Source organism: Streptomyces sp. NPDC085946, from assembly GCF_044540485.1.
Taxonomy (GTDB): Bacteria; Actinomycetota; Actinomycetes; order Streptomycetales; family Streptomycetaceae; genus Streptomyces.
In genome coordinates this window covers 1-16,110 of sequence record NZ_JBITSF010000036.1, presented here as the reverse complement: position 1 = coordinate 16,110, position 16,110 = coordinate 1, and the positions used below count along the sequence as shown (strand labels likewise).

The following is a 16,110-nucleotide window of genomic DNA, read 5'->3' as shown; positions in this document are numbered from 1 at the left end:
GTGACGGCACACCCCGGCGTACGCACCCGCCCGCACCACCGGCCCCATCGACGGAGGCATTCGTGCACGGGAACGACCCCACCACCCGTACCGGCAGGATCGAGACCCGCGAAGGGCGCGCGGCATTCCGGCGCCCGTCGTTCCGCAAGGCGGTCGCCCTGATCAGCGGCGCCCTGCTGGCCGGCGCGTCCCTCACCCTCGCCGCACCCCCGGCCGGCGCCGCGCCCGACGACGGGCCCGCCGTCGCCGCCGAGGACTTCCAGCAGGTCACCCTCGCCAAGGGCGAGGCGGAGGTCGGCGAACCCATGTCGCTCGCCGTCCTCCCGGACCGCTCGGTCCTGCACACCTCCCGCGACGGCGAACTCCGCCTCACCGACGCCGCCGGCAACACCAGGCTCGCCGGCAAACTCGACGTCTACTCCCACGACGAGGAGGGACTCCAGGGCATCGGCGTCGACCCGAACTTCACGGAGAACCGTTTCATCTACCTGTACTACGCGCCCCCGCTGAACACCCCCGCGGGCGACGCCCCGGAGACCGGCACCGCCGCCGACTTCGCGCCCTTCGACGGCGTCAACCGCCTCTCCCGCTTCGTGCTGAAGGCCGACGGCACCCTGGACAACGCCAGCGAGCGCAAGATCCTCGACGTGCCCGCCACCCGCGGCATCTGCTGCCACGTCGGCGGCGACATCGACTTCGACGCGGCCGGCAACCTGTACCTGTCCACGGGCGACGACAGCAACCCGTTCCAGTCGGACGGCTTCACGCCCATCGACGAGCGCGCGGACCGCAACCCGGCCTTCGACGCCCAGCGCACCTCCGGCAACACCAACGACCTGCGCGGCAAGATCCTGCGCATCAAGGTCGCCGCCGACGGCTCGTACACCGTCCCCGAGGGCAACCTCTTCGCGCCCGGCACGGACCGGACGCGGCCCGAGATCTACGCGATGGGCTTCCGCAACCCGTTCCGCTTCAGCGTCGACAAGGAGACCGGCATCCTCTACGTCGGTGACTACGGTCCCGACGCGGGCGCCGCCGACCCGGCACGCGGCCCGGCCGGCCAGGTCGAGTTCGCCCGCGTCACCGGCCCCGGCAACTTCGGCTGGCCGTACTGCACCGGCGACAACGACGCCTACGTCGACCACGACTTCGCCACCGGCCGGTCCGGCGCGCCCTTCGACTGCGCCGCCCCGAAGAACACCTCGCCGCACAACACCGGCCTGACCGACCTGCCCCCGGCCCAGCCCGCCTGGATCCCGTACGACGGCGGTTCGCTGCCCGAGTTCGGCTCCGGCTCGGAGTCCCCGATGGGCGGCCCGGTCTACCACTACGACCCGGCCCTGGACTCGCCGGTGAAGTTCCCCGAGGCGTACGACGGCGACTTCTTCGCCGGGGAGTTCGGCCGCCGCTGGATCAAGCGGATCACCAGCGACGCCGACGGCACCGTCCGGTCCATCAATGACGTGCCGTGGACCGGCACCCAGATCATGGACATGGCCTTCGGCCCCGACGGGGCGCTGTACGTCCTCGACTACGGCCTGGCCTGGTTCGGCGGCGACGAGAACTCCGCCCTGTACCGCATCGAGAACGCCACCGACGGCCACTCGCCCGTCGCCCGGGCCGCCGCGAGCAGGACCTCCGGGCAGGCGCCGCTGAGGGTCCGCTTCTCCTCCGCCGGAACCACCGACCAGGACGGCGACGCGCTCACCTACCGCTGGGACTTCGGCGACGGCGCCACCTCCACCTCCGCCGACCCCACGCACACCTACCGCAGGAACGGCACCTACACCGCGACCCTGACCGCGAAGGACCCCTCCGGCCGCACCGGCAGCGCGAGCGTGCAGATCGTCGTCGGCAACACCGCGCCCAAGGTCGTCCTGGAGACCCCGAAGGACGGGCAGCTGTTCAGCTTCGGCGACGCCGTCCCCTTCACGGTGAAGGTCACCGACCCCGAGGACACCACCATCGACTGCGCCAAGGTCAAGGTCACCTTCGTCCTCGGCCACGACACCCACGGCCACCCGCTCACCTCGGCCAACGGCTGCACCGGCACCCTCCGGACCAGCGCCGACGGCGGCCACGACGAGGACGCCAACATCTTCGGCGTGATCGACGCCGAGTACACCGACGGCGGAGGCGGCGGCCAGGCCGCGCTGACCTCCCACGACCAGAACGTCGCCCAGCCCCGGCACCGCCAGGCCGAGCACTTCGGCGACTCCTCCGGCGTCTCGGTGATCACCAGGGAGACCGCGCACGGCGGCCGGACCGTCGGCGACGTCCACAACGGGGACTGGATCTCCTTCACGCCGTACCTCCTGCGCGACGCCGAGAAGATCACCGCACGCGTCTCCTCCGGAGGCACCGGCGGCACCCTGGAGATCCGCGCCGGCTCGCCGGGCGGCACGCTGCTCGGCAGGGCGACCGTGCCGGTGACCGGCGGCTGGGACACCTTCCAGGACGTCAGCGCCGCCCTGACCCGGGCACCGCGCGGCACGACCACGCTGTACCTCGTCTTCAGGGGCAGCGGCACCGGCGCCCTGTACGACGTGGACGACTTCACCTTCACGACGGGGTGAGGGAGGTGGTGATGCGGCCGCCGGTGCGGCCGGCGCCGCCGGTGCCTCCGGCGCCGTGGCTTCCGTCGGTGCGGTCGGTGTCGTCGGTACTGCCGATGCCGTCGGTGCGGCCGGTGCGGCCGTACGGCCGGCTGGGCGCGGACGCGGTGGGCGAGCGCGCGTGGTCGCGGGAGTGCCGCCGGGTCCGGCCCGACGACGTGAAGAGCGACGGCCCCCTCACCACCCCTGCCCCCACCGGTCCGGTCCGCGGCCCGGCCGGCGGCCGCCTCGGCATCCGGAACCGCCGGGCCGCCGCCCCGGGGTCCTTCCCCGGCATCCGGATCGGGCGACCGCCCGCGGAGCCCTCGGACCGGACGGCTCCGCGAGGCCACTGAGCGGCGGCGGGCGGGGGACGCCGGACTCCCGCCCGCCGTCTCGACCGCCCCGCCGGGGTCCCCGCACGACGCGCACGTCACGCACGTCACGCACCCACGTACGCCGCGCACGACAAGGAGGCTGCCCATGTCCGCGTCCCGTTCCGACTCCCGGGTCCCTCGAGGTCCCCGGGTCTCCCAGGACCCTCGGGCTCCCCGGGTGGGGGTGTGGCTGATCGGAGCGCGCGGCTCCGTCGCCACCACCGTGGTGGCGGGCTGTGCCGCCGTCACCGCCGGCCTGCACCCCCCGACGGGCCTGGTGACCGAGACGCCCGTGTTCGCCGGCAGCGGTCTGCCCGCGCTGTCGTCCCTGGTCTTCGGCGGGCACGACACACTCGACTGCCCGCTCCCCAAACGCGCGGAGGAACTGGCGGCCCAGGGCGTGCTGCCGCACGGCCTGCCGTCCGCGGTCGCGGCCGACCTGGCCGCCGCCGACCGGGAGATCCGGCCGGGCGGCCCGGTCGCCGGCGACACCCGGGAACCGGACGAACTGATCGCCGCCTTCAGCGCCGACATCCGCGACTTCGTCCGCCGCCACGGCCTCGCGCGGGCCGTGGTGGTCAACGTGGCGTCCACCGAGCCCGCCGCCACGGGGGACACGCTGCCGCCGAGCTCCCTGTACGCGGCCGCGGCCCTGCGCGCCGGCTGCCCGTACGTCAACTTCACCCCCTCCACGGGCCTGCACCACCCCGCACTGGCCCCGCTGGCCGAGTCGTCCGGCCTGCCCCACGCCGGACGCGACGGCAAGACCGGCCAGACCCTGCTGCGCTCGGTGCTGGGCCCGATGTTCGCGCAGCGGGCGCTCGCGGTGCGGGCCTGGTCCGGCACCAACCTGCTGGGCGGCGGCGACGGCGCGGCCCTGGCCGACCCGGCCGCCGCCGCGGCCAAGAACGCGGGCAAGGAGCGGGTCCTGGCCGACACGCTCGGCACCGCCCCCGAGGGCGAGGTCCACATCGACGACGTCCCCGCGCTCGGCGACTGGAAGACCGCCTGGGACCACATCGCCTTCGACGGCTTCCTCGGCACCCGCATGGTCCTCCAGACCACCTGGCAGGGCTGCGACTCCTCCCTGGCGGCCCCCCTGGTCCTCGACCTGGCCCGCCTCACCGCCCGGGCCCACGAGACCGGCCTGTCCGGCCCCCTCGGCGAACTCGGCTTCTACTTCAAGGACCCGGTGGGGGAGGGGCCGTCGGGCCTGGCGGAGCAGTACGCCGTGCTGACGGGGTTCGCCCGGAGGCTGGCCGGGACGGACACGGGGGCGTCGGGCGGCGCGGCGGGGGAGCGTCCGGCGGACCTGGCCGGGACGGCCGATGGGGCGGGGGAGCAGCGGTGACGGACGGCCAGGAGAAGGGCTGGGAAGGGGCACGGGAAGCGGAAGAGAAGGGGGACCGGGAGGGGCCCCAGGGGCCGGAGCCGCCGGTGGTGCCGGATGGTGCCGGGGCGGCCGGCACCTCGACCGGGAGTGCTCCGCCCGGCCGGCGCGAGGGCGGCACCTCGCGCCCGAACCGCGGTCGCGCCTGGGCCGAACTGCTGCGCCTGCCCGCCCTGTTCACCGTCCCCGGCGACGCGCTGGCCGGCGCGGCGGCGGCCGGCGCACCCGCCGCCCGTCCCCGCGTCCTGCTCGCCGTCGGCTCCTCCCTCTGCCTGTACGAGGCCGGCATGGCCCTCAACGACTGGGCGGACCGCGAGGAGGACGCCGCCGAACGCCCGCACCGGCCCCTGCCCTCCGGCCGTGTCCGCCCGGCGGCCGCCCTCACGGCGGCCTGCGCCCTCACCGGTGCCGGGCTGGCCCTCGCCGCCCGCGCCGGCCGCCCGGCCCTCGCCGTCGCCGCGCCGCTCGCGGCCACGGTCTGGGCGTACGACCTCACCCTGAAGCACACCCCCGCGGGTCCGGCGGCGATGGCGACGACCCGCGCACTGGACCTGCTCCTCGGCGCCGCGGCCACCACCGGCCGCCCCCGCCGGGCCCTCCCCTCCGCCGCCCTCCTCGGCGCCCACACCCTCGCCGTCACGACCGTGTCGCGCCGGGAGACGCGCGGCGGTTCCTCCCTGGCCCCCCTCGCGGCCCTGGCCGCGACCGGCCTGCTGACCCATCTGGTGAACCGCCGCCCCGCCGGCGCCGGCGGTGACGAGCGGGGCCGTGGTACCGGCGGAGGCGAGCCCGCGCCCGGGCACACGGCAGCCACCCCCTCCGCACCGGGCGACCGGGCCGCCCGGCGAAGCCGGCCGAGTCCCGCCGTCCGGGCCGCGCCCCGTCTCACCACCGCTCTCGCCGCCGCGTACGCCGCCACCGCGGCCCGTCCCTACGTCCACGCCGCCCTCAACCCCTCACCTCCGCTCACCCAGCGCGCCGTCGGCGCCGGCATCCGCGCCACGGTCCCCCTGCAGGCCGCCCTGGCCGCCCGCACCGGTTCCGCCGCCGGCGCCCTGGTGATCGCGGCGCTGGCCCCGCTCGGGCGGAGGTTCGCGAGGAAGGTGAGCATCACATGAGCACCCCTGCGCGGCGAGCCGCCGGCTCCCGCACGGACGCCGGTCCCGCCCGGTCCCGTCCGGGGACGAGGCCCGCCCCGTCCCGCCCGGAGACCGGCCCTGACCACCCCGCCGACGGGCCCACCGGCGAACCCGCCCCCCTCCGCTTCGGCTACGGCACCAACGGACTCGCCGACCTCCGGCTCGACGACGCCCTCGCCCTGCTGGCCGACCTCGGCTACGACGGCGTCGGTCTGACCCTCGACCACATGCACCTCGACCCGCTCGCCCCCGGCCTCGCCGCCCGCACCCGCGAGGTCGCGCACCGGCTGGACACGCTGGGGCTCGGGGTCACCGTGGAGACGGGCGCCCGCTACGTGCTCGACCCGCGCCGCAAGCACGGCCCCTCCCTGCTGGACGCGGACCCCGGCGACCGCGCCCGCCGCGTCGACCTGCTCCTGCGCGCCGTCCGGGTCGCCGGCGACCTGGGAGCCCACGCCGTCCACTGCTTCAGCGGCACCCTCCCGCCGGGAACCGACGAGGACACCGCGTGGAAGCGCCTCGCCGGGGCACTGGTCCCCGTCCTGGACGCCGCGGCCGCCGCGGGCGTCCCCCTCGCCGTCGAACCGGAACCGGGCCACCTCCTCGCCACCCTCGCCGACTTCCACCACCTGCGCCGCATGCTCGGCGACCCGGAACCGCTCGGTCTCACCCTCGACATCGGCCACTGCCAGTGCCTCGAACCCCTCCCTCCCGCCGACTGCGTGTCCGCCGCCGCCCCGTGGCTGCGGCACGTGCAGATCGAGGACATGCGCCGCGGCGTCCACGAGCACCTCCCGCTGGGGGAGGGCGAGATCGACTTCCCGTCCGTCCTCGCCGCCCTGGCGGCCACCGGCTACCAGGGCCTGGCCGTCGTGGAACTGCCCCGCCACTCCCACGCCGGCCCCCATTTCGCCGCCCACTCCCTGCCCCTCCTCCGCCGCGCGGCCGGCCACGCGACCGGCTCCCCGACCACCCCTCCACCGCCGGGCGATCCCTCCGCCACCCCCGAAGGGAGCACCACCTCATGACCCGCCCCCGAGCCACCCCGGCCGCCCCCACCCCGAGCGGCCGGGGAACCCCGGACGCCCGGCACACCCGGCCCGTGCACGGCACCCCCCTCGCGCTCACCCCGCCGGACGAACTGCGCCGCGACCTCGCCGCCCACCTCGGCGGAGCCGCCCGCGCCTGGCTCGACCAAGCCCTCGACGAGGCCGCCGCCCACCCCGGCCTCCACGGCCCCGTCCCGGTGTGGGAACTGCGCCTGGCCGAGGCCGGCCGCCGCTGCGGCCCCTCCCACGCCGACGCCGCCCGCGTACTGATCCTGCACGCGGCCCGCGCCGACGCCGACGCGCTGTCCCGGGTCTACTTCCAGGGCACCGCCGACGAACGCCGCGCCGTCCTGCACGCCCTGCCCCACCTCGTGCCCGGCCCCGACGCCCTCCCCCTCGTCGAGGACGCCCTGCGCACCAACGACACCCGGCTCCTCGCCGCCGCCGTCGGCCCCTACGCCGCCCGGCACCTCGCCCCCCACTCCTGGCGCCACGCCGTGCTCAAGTGCCTGTTCACCGAGGTCCCGGTCGACCACGTGACAGACCTGGCCGAGCGCGCCCGGGGGGACGGCGAACTCGCCCGCATGCTGGACGACTACGCCGCCGAACGCACCGCCGCCGGCCGCCCCGTCCCCGCGGACCTGCACCGCGTCCTGGCCCTCACCGAGTCCGCGGCCCCTCCGCACGGCACGGACCACCCCCACGGCAAGGAGTCCTGATGCGCCTCTTCGACCCCCACATCCACATGACGTCCAGGACCACCGACGACTACGAGGCCATGTACGCCGCGGGCGTCCGCGCCGTCGTCGAGCCCTCCTTCTGGCTGGGCCAGCCCCGGACCTCGCCGGCCTCCTTCTTCGACTACTTCGACGCCCTCCTCGGCTGGGAACCCTTCCGCGCGGCGCAGTACGGCATCGCCCACCACTGCACCCTCGCCCTCAACCCCAAGGAGGCCAACGACCCGCGCTGCGTGCCCGTCCTCGACGCCCTGCCCCGGTATCTCGTCAAGGACCACGTCGTCGCCGTCGGGGAGATCGGCTACGACTCCATGACCCCGGCCGAGGACACCGCGCTGGCCGCCCAGCTCCAGCTCGCCGCCGACCACGGCCTGCCCGCGCTCGTGCACACCCCGCACCGCGACAAGCTCACCGGCCTGCGCCGCACCCTCGACGTCGTCCGGGAGTCCGCCCTGCCCCCGGAACGCGTCCTGGTCGACCACCTCAACGAGACCACCGTCAAGGAGGCCAAGGACAGCGGCTGCTGGCTGGGCTTCTCGGTGTATCCGGACACCAAGATGGACGAGGAGCGGATGGTCGCGATCCTGCGCGCCCACGGGCCCGAGCAGGTGCTGGTCAACTCCGCCGCCGACTGGGGGAGGAGCGACCCCCTCAAGACCCGCAAGGTCGCCGACCTGATGCTGGCCGAGGGATTCACCGAGGACGACGTCGACCGGGTGCTGTGGCGCAACCCCGTCGCCTTCTACGGACTCAGCGGCCGCCTGGTCCTCGACGTCACGGTCACGGAGGCCACGCACGAGGGCAACTCCGTCCTGCGCGGCGCCCCGAGGGACGACGGCCACGAGCCGGCCGGCGCCCCGGCCGCGGAGGCGTGAGCCATGCGCTTCCGCCACCCGGACGGCTCCACCGTCCACCTCGCCTACTGCACCAACGTCCACCCGGCCGAGACCCTCGACGGGGTCCTCGCCCAGCTCCGCGACCACTGCGAGCCCGTGCGCCGTCGTCTGGGCCGCGACCGCCTCGGCATCGGGCTGTGGCTGGCCCGCGACGCCGCCCGCGCCCTGGTCACCGACCCGTCCGCCCTGCGCGGTCTGCGCGGCGCACTGGACCGGCGTGGCCTGGAGGTCGTCACCCTCAACGGCTTCCCCTACCAGGGGTTCGGCGCCGAAGAGGTCAAGTACCGGGTCTACCGACCCGACTGGGCCGACCCCGAACGCCTCGACCACACCACGGCCCTGGCCCGGATCCTCGCCGCGCTGCTCCCCGACGACGTCACCGACGGCAGCATCTCCACCCTGCCGCTCGCCTGGCGCACCCCCCTCCCCCAGGAGCCCGGTTCCGCCGGGGCGGGACCGCACGTCGCCGACCGCGTCGCCACGGCCCGCGCCGCCCTGCGCACCCTCGCCGAACGGCTCGACGCGCTCGCCGACCTGACCGGCCGCTCCGTCCGGATCGGCCTGGAACCCGAACCCGGCTGCGTCGTCGAGACCACCCGCGACGCCATCGGCCCGCTGGCCTCGATCGGCCACGACCGCATCGGCATCTGCGTCGACACCTGTCATCTCGCCACCTCCTTCGAAGACCCGCACACCGCCCTCGACGCGCTCGCCGAGGCCGGCGTCCCCGTCGTCAAATCCCAGCTGTCGGCCGCCCTGCACGCCGACCACCCTCGTCTGCCCGAGGTCCGCGAGGCCCTGGCCGCCTTCGCCGAACCCCGTTTCCTGCACCAGACCCGCACGGTCACCGCCGCCGGACTGCGCGGCACCGACGACCTCGACGAGGCACTCGAGGGCGACGCCCTGCCCGACTCCGCGCCCTGGCGCGCCCACTTCCACGTCCCCCTGCACGCGGCCCCCGCCGCGCCCCTCACCTCCACGCTCCCCGCACTGCGGACCGCGCTGACCCGGCTCGTCGGAGGCCCGCACCCGCTCACCCGCCACCTGGAGGTCGAGACCTACACCTGGCAGGCCCTCCCGCCCGAGCTGCGGCCCCGGGGACGGGCCCAGCTCGCCGACGGCATCGCCGCCGAACTCGCCCTCGCCCGCGACCTGCTGACCGACCTCGGCCTGAAGGAGCTGCCATGACATCCGAAGGACCGACCGCCGGCGACCCGGGGACGACCGGGCCCGTCCCGCGCACCCCGCGGCCCACCCCCCTCCTCGTCCTCGACGTCGTCGGCCTCACCCCCCGTCTCCTCGACCACATGCCCCACCTCGAAGCGCTCGGCCGGTCCGGCTCCCGCGCCCCGCTCGGCACCGTGCTGCCCGCCGTCACCTGCGCCGCCCAGTCCACCTTCCTCACCGGCACCCTCCCCTCCGAGCACGGCATCGTCGGCAACGGCTGGTACTTCCGCGAACTCGGCGACGTCCTCCTGTGGCGCCAGCACAACGGCCTGGTCTCCGGCGACAGGCTCTGGGACGCGGCCCGCCGCGCCCACCCCGGCTACACCGTCGCCAACATCTGCTGGTGGTACGCCATGGGCGCCGACACCGACATCACCGTCACCCCCCGTCCGATCTACTACGCCGACGGCCGCAAGGAACCCGACTGCTACACCCGCCCGGCGGACCTGCACGACGAACTCACCGAGCGATTCGGCACGTTCCCCCTGTTCCGCTTCTGGGGACCCGGCGCGGACCTGGCCTCCAGCCGCTGGATCATCGACGCGACCCGCCACGTCATGCGGACCCGACACCCCGACCTGACGCTCTGCTACCTCCCTCACCTCGACTACGACCTGCAGCGCTTCGGCCCCGACGACCCGCGCTCCCACCGGGCCGCCGCCGACCTGGACGCGGCCCTGGCACCCCTCCTGGACGACGCCCGCGCCGAAGGCCGCACCGTCGTCGCGCTGTCCGAGTACGGCATCACCCGCGTGAGCCGGCCCGTCGACATCAACCGCGCCCTGCGGCGCGCCGGCCTGCTGGAGGTGCACACGCAGGACGGCATGGAGTACCTGGATCCGATGGCGTCCCGGGCCTTCGCCGTCGCCGACCACCAGATCGCGCACGTCTACGTCCGCCGCCCCGAGGACCTCGACGCCACCCGGGCCGCCCTGGACGGACTGCCCGGCATCGAACGACTCCTGGACGACGAGGGCAAGAAGACCCACCACCTCGACCACCCGCGCTCCGGCGAACTCGTCGCGGTCGCGGAGCCGGACGCCTGGTTCACGTACTACTACTGGCTCGACGACGCCCGCGCACCCGACTTCGCACGGCTCGTCGACATCCACCGCAAACCCGGCTACGACCCGGCCGAACTCCTCATGGATCCCCTCGACCCCTACGTCAGGGTCAAGGCGGCGACCGCGCTGGCGCGCAAGAAACTCGGCATGCGCTACCGCATGGCGGTCGTGCCCCTGGACCCCTCACCTCTTCGCGGCAGCCACGGCCGCCTTCCCGCGAGCGACGACGACGGTCCGCTCCTCATCTGCTCCACCCCCCGCGCTGTCGGCGACCGCGTCGCGGCCACCGACGTGAAGTCACTCCTGCTCCGCCTCGCCGGACTCGGCTGACCGGCCGGTCACGGCCGGCACCCGGCCTCACCGGCCCGTCCGTTCCACCTGGTCACAAGTGAAGCACCCACCACCGACAACGGCCTTCGACACCGAGGAGTTCCCCGCATGAGCCGCATCCCCCAGCCCGACCCCGAACTGACCCACCGCCTCACCAGACGAGGCATGCTGGGCGTCGCCGCGGGCACCGCCGCCGCCGCCCTGCTCGGCGCCGCCACCGGCCCCGCCGCCGCGGCCACCGGCACCCCGCCGGCCACCGGCACCGCCGCGGGCCGCGGCCGCCCCGTCCTGCCGCCCGGCCGGCTCGGCATCCAGCTCTACAGCCTGCGCGACAAGGTCTCCACGCTCGGCTTCGCCCCCGTCTTCGCCGAACTGGAGAAGTACGGGTACGACGAGGTCGAGTTCGCCGGCTACACCCAGGGCTCGGCGGGCCCGATCACCCTCGCCCAACTCCGGCGGCTGGCGAGGGACCACGGCCTCAAGCCGATCGGCAGCCACGTCGGCTACTACTCCAGCGACCCGAACGCCTACACCTTCGCGCAGAACCTCACCAAGGTCCTCGACGACGCCGAGGCCCTCGGCCTCAAGCACATCGGCACGGCCGCCGGCCCGTTCCGCTACGGCTCCACCGTCGACGCCTGGAAGCGCGCCGCCGAGGACTTCAACGCCTACGGCGCGGCGGCGAAGGCGCGCGGCATCAAGTTCTACCAGCACAACCACTCCGAGGAGTTCTCCTTCGCCGCCGACGACCCCAAGGTCCGCCTCTACGACGTCCTGCTCGCCGAGACCGACCCCGACCTCGTCTACCTGGAGATGGACATCTACTGGGCGTACGTCGCCCAGTTCCGGTTCTCCAAGCGGCCCGACGGCACGCCCGCACCCTTCGAACCCCTCGACTACGTGCTCGGACAGCCGCACCGCTACCCGCTGTTCCACGTCAAGGACGGCGAGAGCGACCCGTCGAACCCGTACGGCTACCGCATGGTCGACGTCGGCGACGGCGACATCGACTACCAGCGCTTCATCTCCGCCGTGACCCGGCTGCGCGGCGAGCGCACGGCCCACCACTGGCAGGCCGAACACGACAACCCGGCGGATTCGCTCGCCTTCGCCCGCCGCTCCAGCGCGCACCTGCACTCGCTGCGGGAGAAGTGCTGAGGATCCGCACGCGGACGGACCGGTCCCTCCCGGCGCCGGGAGGGACCGGTCCGCCAGGGGGAGAAGTCACTCCGGTGCGGGGACCGTGCGCGGCGCGGGCGGAGAAGGCCGCGCCGGAGACGGCCGTGCCGGAGGAGGCCGGCGTCGGGGCCGGCGGCACCCGCGATGTGTGTCCGCCACCCACCCGCCACATCCAGCCACGCATCGTGCACGGCTGTGACGGCGGGATCACCCGGGGTGACTGCGGCGTCCGGCCGTGTCGTGTGCCCCGCGCACGGCCCCGGCGAACGGAAACGCAGGTGAAGGGCACTCCGAAACCTTGGTATTGTTGTCCGTGTCGCCGCGGGGAACGCCCCGGTCAGGCGGCAGACACCTGGTCCGGGTGGCGGAATGGCAGACGCGCTAGCTTGAGGTGCTAGTGCCCTTTATCGGGCGTGGGGGTTCAAGTCCCCCCTCGGACACAGATCGTTTTTCGCAACTCGTGCGGGTCGAGGCTTCCTCGGCCCGCACGAGTCGTTTCCGGGGTTCCGGGCCCCGGAATCCGGCCTCCCGCAGGTCCCTTCCCGCACGTAAGGATTCCGTCACCTCCTGGGTGCTGCCCCCGGGCGGGTGCGCGGGATGGAATGGGGGCCGAGGAAGGGGAGGAGACCCGAATGGGACGCGTGCGCAGGTTGCCGGGGCGGTCGGTCGTCGGAGGAGCCCTGGCGGTGGTGATCGTGGCGGTGGGTGCGGGACTGTACTGGTTCCAGCCGTGGAAGCTGTGGCAGGACGAGACCGTCGAGGAGGCGCTGCCCGCGGCCTCCGCCGCCCCGGCCCCGGCGGCGACGCCCTCCGGCGCGGCATCCTCGGCCGCCGCGTCGGCGACACCCGGCGCGGCGGAGCCGGTGACGTTGGCGCGCGGCGAGCTGGTCAGCCATGAGCACGCCACGACGGGCACGGTGCGGCTGCTGCGCCTGGCCGACGGCTCCCACGTGGTGCGCCTGGAGGACCTGGACACCAGCAACGGCCCCGACCTGCGGGTGTGGCTGACCGACGCCCCGGTGAAGGAGGGCAAGGCCGGCTGGCACGTGTTCGACGACGGGAAGTACGTCAGTCTCGGCGGACTCAAGGGCAACAAGGGCGACCAGAACTACCGCCTGCCCGCCGACGTCGACCCGGCCGCGTTCACGAGCCTGAGCATCTGGTGCGACCGGTTCGACGTGTCCTTCGGCGCGGCGGAGCTGGCCCGCGTCTGAGGGGAGCGGCCTCGGGCGGCGGAAAATCACGTGCCCGGGACCGGCCCGGCTTCCTACACTCACCACACATCACGCGCCGCCCACGGCACACGGCGGGCGGCGCGTCGTCCTGACGAGTGAGGGGAGCCCGGCCGTGCGTGACCGCACCGCTGTCGTCGCTCCCCGGTCCCGGTACGAGGTGATCCTCGTGTCCTGGTGCGTCCGGTGCCCGCTGCGCGGCCGGCACCGGATGCCGTGACGAGCCTCCGACACACCTCGCGACACACCTCCGGGCACGGGCACCGCCCTGCCCGATGACGGTCCCCGGGCCCGCGGGCCGGGCCTCACCGCCCGACCCCGCAGGTCAGGCCCACAGGCCGGACCCGGGCCAGGCACCACGAGCCGGGCCCGCGGGTCCGTACGCCGTCGTCGCACGCTCGTCCGGTCGATCGCGCCGCCCCGTTCCCTGCCGCACCGAAAGGCCAAGGGCCGTGCGCACCGCACCCGAACGTCACCCCGCCCACCCGCTCGCCGTCGTCCGCAACCTGGGCATCCTCGCCCACGTCGACGCCGGCAAGACCACCGTCACCGAGCGGATCCTGTACGCCACCGGAACCACGCACAAGCGCGGCGAGGTCCACGACGGCACCACCGTCACCGACTTCGACCCGCAGGAGCGGGACCGGGGCATCACGATCTTCGCCGCGGCGGTGAGCTGCGCCTGGGACGGCCACCGGATCAACCTCATCGACACCCCGGGCCACGTCGACTTCGCCGACGAGGTGGAGCGCGCGCTGCGCGTGCTCGACGGCGCCGTGGCGGTGTTCGACGCCGTCGCGGGCGTCGAGCCGCAGAGCGAGTCCGTGTGGCGGCAGGCCGACCGGCACGGGGTGCCGAGGATCGCGTTCGTCAACAAGATGGACCGGGCCGGCGCCGACCTGGACGCGGCGGTCGCGTCGATCCGTGACCGTCTGCACCCGGCGCCGCTGGCCGTGCAGCTGCCGATCGGCGCGGAGGACGACTTCACCGGCGTCGTCGACCTGGTGCGGATGCGGGCGCTGACCTGGGCCGACGGCAGTGACACGGTCACGCGGGGGCCGGTCCCGGACGAACTGCGGGAGGAGGCGGCGGGACGGCGCCGGCTGCTGGAGGAGGCGGTGGCCGGACTCCACCCGGGTGCCCTGGACGAGTACTGCGCCACCGGCACGCTCACCGCGCGGACGCTGGCCGCCGCGCTGCGGGACCTGACGCACAGCGGCGACGGCGTGGTCGTGCTGTGCGGCTCGGCCTACCGCGACCGCGGCGTCGAGCCGCTGCTGGACGCGGTCGTGGCGTACCTGCCGTCGCCGCTCGACGTGCCGCCCGTACGCGGTCTGCACGACGGTGCGGAGCAGGAGCGGGCGGCCGACCCGGCGGCGCCGTTCGTCGCGCTGGCGTTCAAGGTGAACGCCACCGCGACGGGACGGCTGACGTACCTGCGGGTGTATTCGGGAACGATCGGGAAGGGGGACGCGGTGTGGGACCCGGGCGCGCGGCGCACCGAGCGGATCGGCCGGATCCTGCGGGTCCAGGCCGACCGGCACGCCCGGCTGGACCGGGCGGTCGCCGGGGACATCGTGGCCGTCGTCGGCCTGAAGTCCGCCCGTGCCGGCTCGACGCTGTGCGCGCCGGACGCCCCGCTCGTCCTCGAACCGCCCGGTGTGCCCGACCCGGTCGTCTCCGTGGCGGTCGAGGCGCGCAGGACCACCGACACCGACCGCCTGGCGTCGGCGCTCGCCCGGCTCGCCGAGGAGGACCCCTCGCTGACCGTGCGGACCGACCCCGAGACCGGCCAGACGGTCCTGTCCGGGATGGGGGAGCTGCACCTGGAGGTCGCGGTGGAGAAGATCCGGCGCGAGCACGGGCTGGAGGTCGGCGTGGGCCGTCCGCGGGTCGGTTACCGCGAGACGGTGGCCCGCGGCGTGTCCGGCCTGGTCTTCCGGCACGTCAAACAGGACGGCGGGGCCGGGCAGTTCGCGCAGGTCGTCCTCGACGTCGAACCCCTGGAGGACACCGGTGACGGCACCCCGGGCTTCGCGTTCGGCTCGGCCGTCGTCGGCGGCCGGGTGCCGCAGGAGTACGTCCGCGCGGTGGAGGCCGGCTGCCGGGACGCCCTGGCCGAGGGGCCGCTGGGCGGTCACCCGGTGACCGGGCTGCGGGTCACCCTGACCGACGGGGCGACCCACGTGAAGGACTCCTCGGAGACGGCCTTCCGCACGGCGGGCCGGCTCGGGCTCCGGGAGGCGCTGCGCGCCTGCGCGATGGTCCTGCTGGAACCGGTCGTCGAGGTCACGGTCACCGTGCCCGAGGACGCGGTGGGCGGTGTGCTCGGCGATCTCGCGGCCCGCCGCGGCCGGGTGACGGGTTCCGTCACCCGGGCCGGCGCGGCGGTCGTCACCGCCACCGTGCCGCTGGCCGAGCTGTTCGGCTACGCGACCCGGCTGCGCAGCCGGACGCAGGGACGCGGCACGTTCACGGCCCGGCCGACGGGTTACGCGCCGGCTCCGGCACCGGTCCCGGTGCCGTAGCCGCCGGGGCGGCCCCGTCGTCAGGCGGCGCACCGCCATGACGGCGCACCGCCATGACGGCGCACCGCCACCAGGCGGCCCCGGCTGCGGCGGGGGGGGCCCCCCCGGGGGGGGGGGCCCCCCCCCCCCCCCCGGGGGGGGGGGGGGGGGGCCGGGGGGCCCCCCCCCGGGGGGGGCCGCCCCCCCCCCCCCCCCCGCGGGGGGGGCCCCCCCCCCCCCCCGGCCCCCCCGGGGGGGCGGCGGGGGGGGCGGGGCGGGCCCCCCCCCCCCCCCCCGGGGCCCGGGCCCCCCCCCGGCCTGCTGACCCATCTGGTGAACCGCCGCCCCGCCGGCGCCGGCGGTGACGAGCGGGGCCGTGGTACCGGCGG

At 75.4% G+C, this 16,110-nt stretch carries 12 protein-coding genes and 1 tRNA gene; 12 read left to right on the top strand and 1 reads right to left on the bottom strand.

Translation table 11 applies throughout. The features are described from left to right. The first annotated feature begins 62 nt into the window (after positions 1–62). Complete coding sequence (locus ACIF8T_RS37390) at positions 63–2,576, top strand: PQQ-dependent sugar dehydrogenase (protein WP_400041562.1); 2,514 nt, start codon at positions 63–65, stop codon at positions 2,574–2,576. On the opposite strand, the gene ACIF8T_RS37385 is transcribed toward ACIF8T_RS37390, so the two are convergent. After that, complete coding sequence (locus ACIF8T_RS37385) at positions 2,563–2,799, bottom strand: hypothetical protein (protein ID WP_400041561.1); 237 nt, start codon at positions 2,797–2,799, stop codon at positions 2,563–2,565. The two genes, ACIF8T_RS37390 and ACIF8T_RS37385, sit on opposite strands and share 14 nt — an antisense overlap. Positions 2,800–3,077: 278 nt before the next feature. On the opposite strand from ACIF8T_RS37385, the gene ACIF8T_RS37380 reads away from it, so the two are divergent. The 11 genes from ACIF8T_RS37380 (at position 3,078) to fusA (ending at position 15,742) form a co-directional block, all read left to right on the top strand. Further along, positions 3,078–4,322 carry an inositol-3-phosphate synthase gene (locus ACIF8T_RS37380; protein WP_400041560.1) on the top strand — a complete coding sequence of 415 codons (1,245 nt, stop codon included), beginning with the start codon at positions 3,078–3,080 and terminating at the stop codon, positions 4,320–4,322. Positions 4,323–4,408: 86 nt separating this feature from the next. Then, the gene (locus ACIF8T_RS37375; protein WP_400041611.1) at positions 4,409–5,479 is read left to right on the top strand and encodes an SCO3242 family prenyltransferase; all 1,071 of its coding nucleotides are present in this window, start codon (positions 4,409–4,411) and stop codon (positions 5,477–5,479) included. Then, entirely contained in the window at positions 5,476–6,528 is a 1,053-nt protein-coding gene (locus tag ACIF8T_RS37370) for a sugar phosphate isomerase/epimerase family protein (RefSeq protein ID WP_400041558.1), read from the top strand. The genes ACIF8T_RS37375 and ACIF8T_RS37370 overlap by 4 nt, the downstream gene beginning before the upstream one ends. Then, the gene (locus tag ACIF8T_RS37365) at positions 6,525–7,268 is read left to right on the top strand and encodes an EboA domain-containing protein (RefSeq protein ID WP_400041556.1); all 744 of its coding nucleotides are present in this window, start codon (positions 6,525–6,527) and stop codon (positions 7,266–7,268) included. Before ACIF8T_RS37370 ends, ACIF8T_RS37365 begins: the two co-directional genes overlap by 4 nt. Then, positions 7,268–8,161, top strand: coding sequence for a TatD family hydrolase (locus ACIF8T_RS37360; protein ID WP_400041555.1), 894 nt, complete (start codon positions 7,268–7,270; stop codon positions 8,159–8,161). Before ACIF8T_RS37365 ends, ACIF8T_RS37360 begins: the two co-directional genes overlap by 1 nt. A gap of 3 nt (positions 8,162–8,164) precedes the next feature. After that, positions 8,165–9,370: a metabolite traffic protein EboE gene (eboE, locus tag ACIF8T_RS37355; RefSeq protein ID WP_400041553.1), complete on the top strand. Its 1,206-nt coding sequence runs from the start codon at positions 8,165–8,167 to the stop codon at positions 9,368–9,370. Next, the gene (locus ACIF8T_RS37350; protein WP_400041551.1) at positions 9,367–10,803 is read left to right on the top strand and encodes a nucleotide pyrophosphatase/phosphodiesterase family protein; all 1,437 of its coding nucleotides are present in this window, start codon (positions 9,367–9,369) and stop codon (positions 10,801–10,803) included. The genes eboE and ACIF8T_RS37350 overlap by 4 nt, the downstream gene beginning before the upstream one ends. A 108-nt stretch (positions 10,804–10,911) precedes the next feature. Continuing rightward, positions 10,912–11,961, top strand: coding sequence for a sugar phosphate isomerase/epimerase family protein (locus ACIF8T_RS37345; RefSeq protein ID WP_400041549.1), 1,050 nt, complete (start codon positions 10,912–10,914; stop codon positions 11,959–11,961). A 376-nt stretch (positions 11,962–12,337) separates the two neighbouring features. Continuing rightward, positions 12,338–12,422 (top strand) — tRNA-Leu (locus ACIF8T_RS37340). A 192-nt stretch (positions 12,423–12,614) separates the two neighbouring features. Then, on the top strand, positions 12,615–13,196 hold the full coding sequence (locus tag ACIF8T_RS37335; protein ID WP_400041547.1) for a DM13 domain-containing protein: 582 nt from the start codon (positions 12,615–12,617) through the stop codon (positions 13,194–13,196). Between the two features lie 470 nt (positions 13,197–13,666). Then, the gene (fusA, locus tag ACIF8T_RS37330) at positions 13,667–15,742 is read left to right on the top strand and encodes an elongation factor G (protein WP_400041545.1); all 2,076 of its coding nucleotides are present in this window, start codon (positions 13,667–13,669) and stop codon (positions 15,740–15,742) included. Positions 15,743–16,110 lie beyond the last annotated feature (368 nt).

Coding starts and splice junctions, on each gene's coding strand:
- ACIF8T_RS37380 (WP_400041560.1), top strand. CDS start 3,078: ATGTCCGCGTCCCGTTCCGACTCCCGGGTCCCTCGAGGTCCCCGGGTC.
- ACIF8T_RS37370 (WP_400041558.1), top strand. CDS start 5,476: ATGAGCACCCCTGCGCGGCGAGCCGCCGGCTCCCGCACGGACGCCGGT.
- ACIF8T_RS37365 (WP_400041556.1), top strand. CDS start 6,525: ATGACCCGCCCCCGAGCCACCCCGGCCGCCCCCACCCCGAGCGGCCGG.
- ACIF8T_RS37360 (WP_400041555.1), top strand. CDS start 7,268: ATGCGCCTCTTCGACCCCCACATCCACATGACGTCCAGGACCACCGAC.
- eboE (WP_400041553.1), top strand. CDS start 8,165: ATGCGCTTCCGCCACCCGGACGGCTCCACCGTCCACCTCGCCTACTGC.
- ACIF8T_RS37350 (WP_400041551.1), top strand. CDS start 9,367: ATGACATCCGAAGGACCGACCGCCGGCGACCCGGGGACGACCGGGCCC.
- ACIF8T_RS37345 (WP_400041549.1), top strand. CDS start 10,912: ATGAGCCGCATCCCCCAGCCCGACCCCGAACTGACCCACCGCCTCACC.
- ACIF8T_RS37335 (WP_400041547.1), top strand. CDS start 12,615: ATGGGACGCGTGCGCAGGTTGCCGGGGCGGTCGGTCGTCGGAGGAGCC.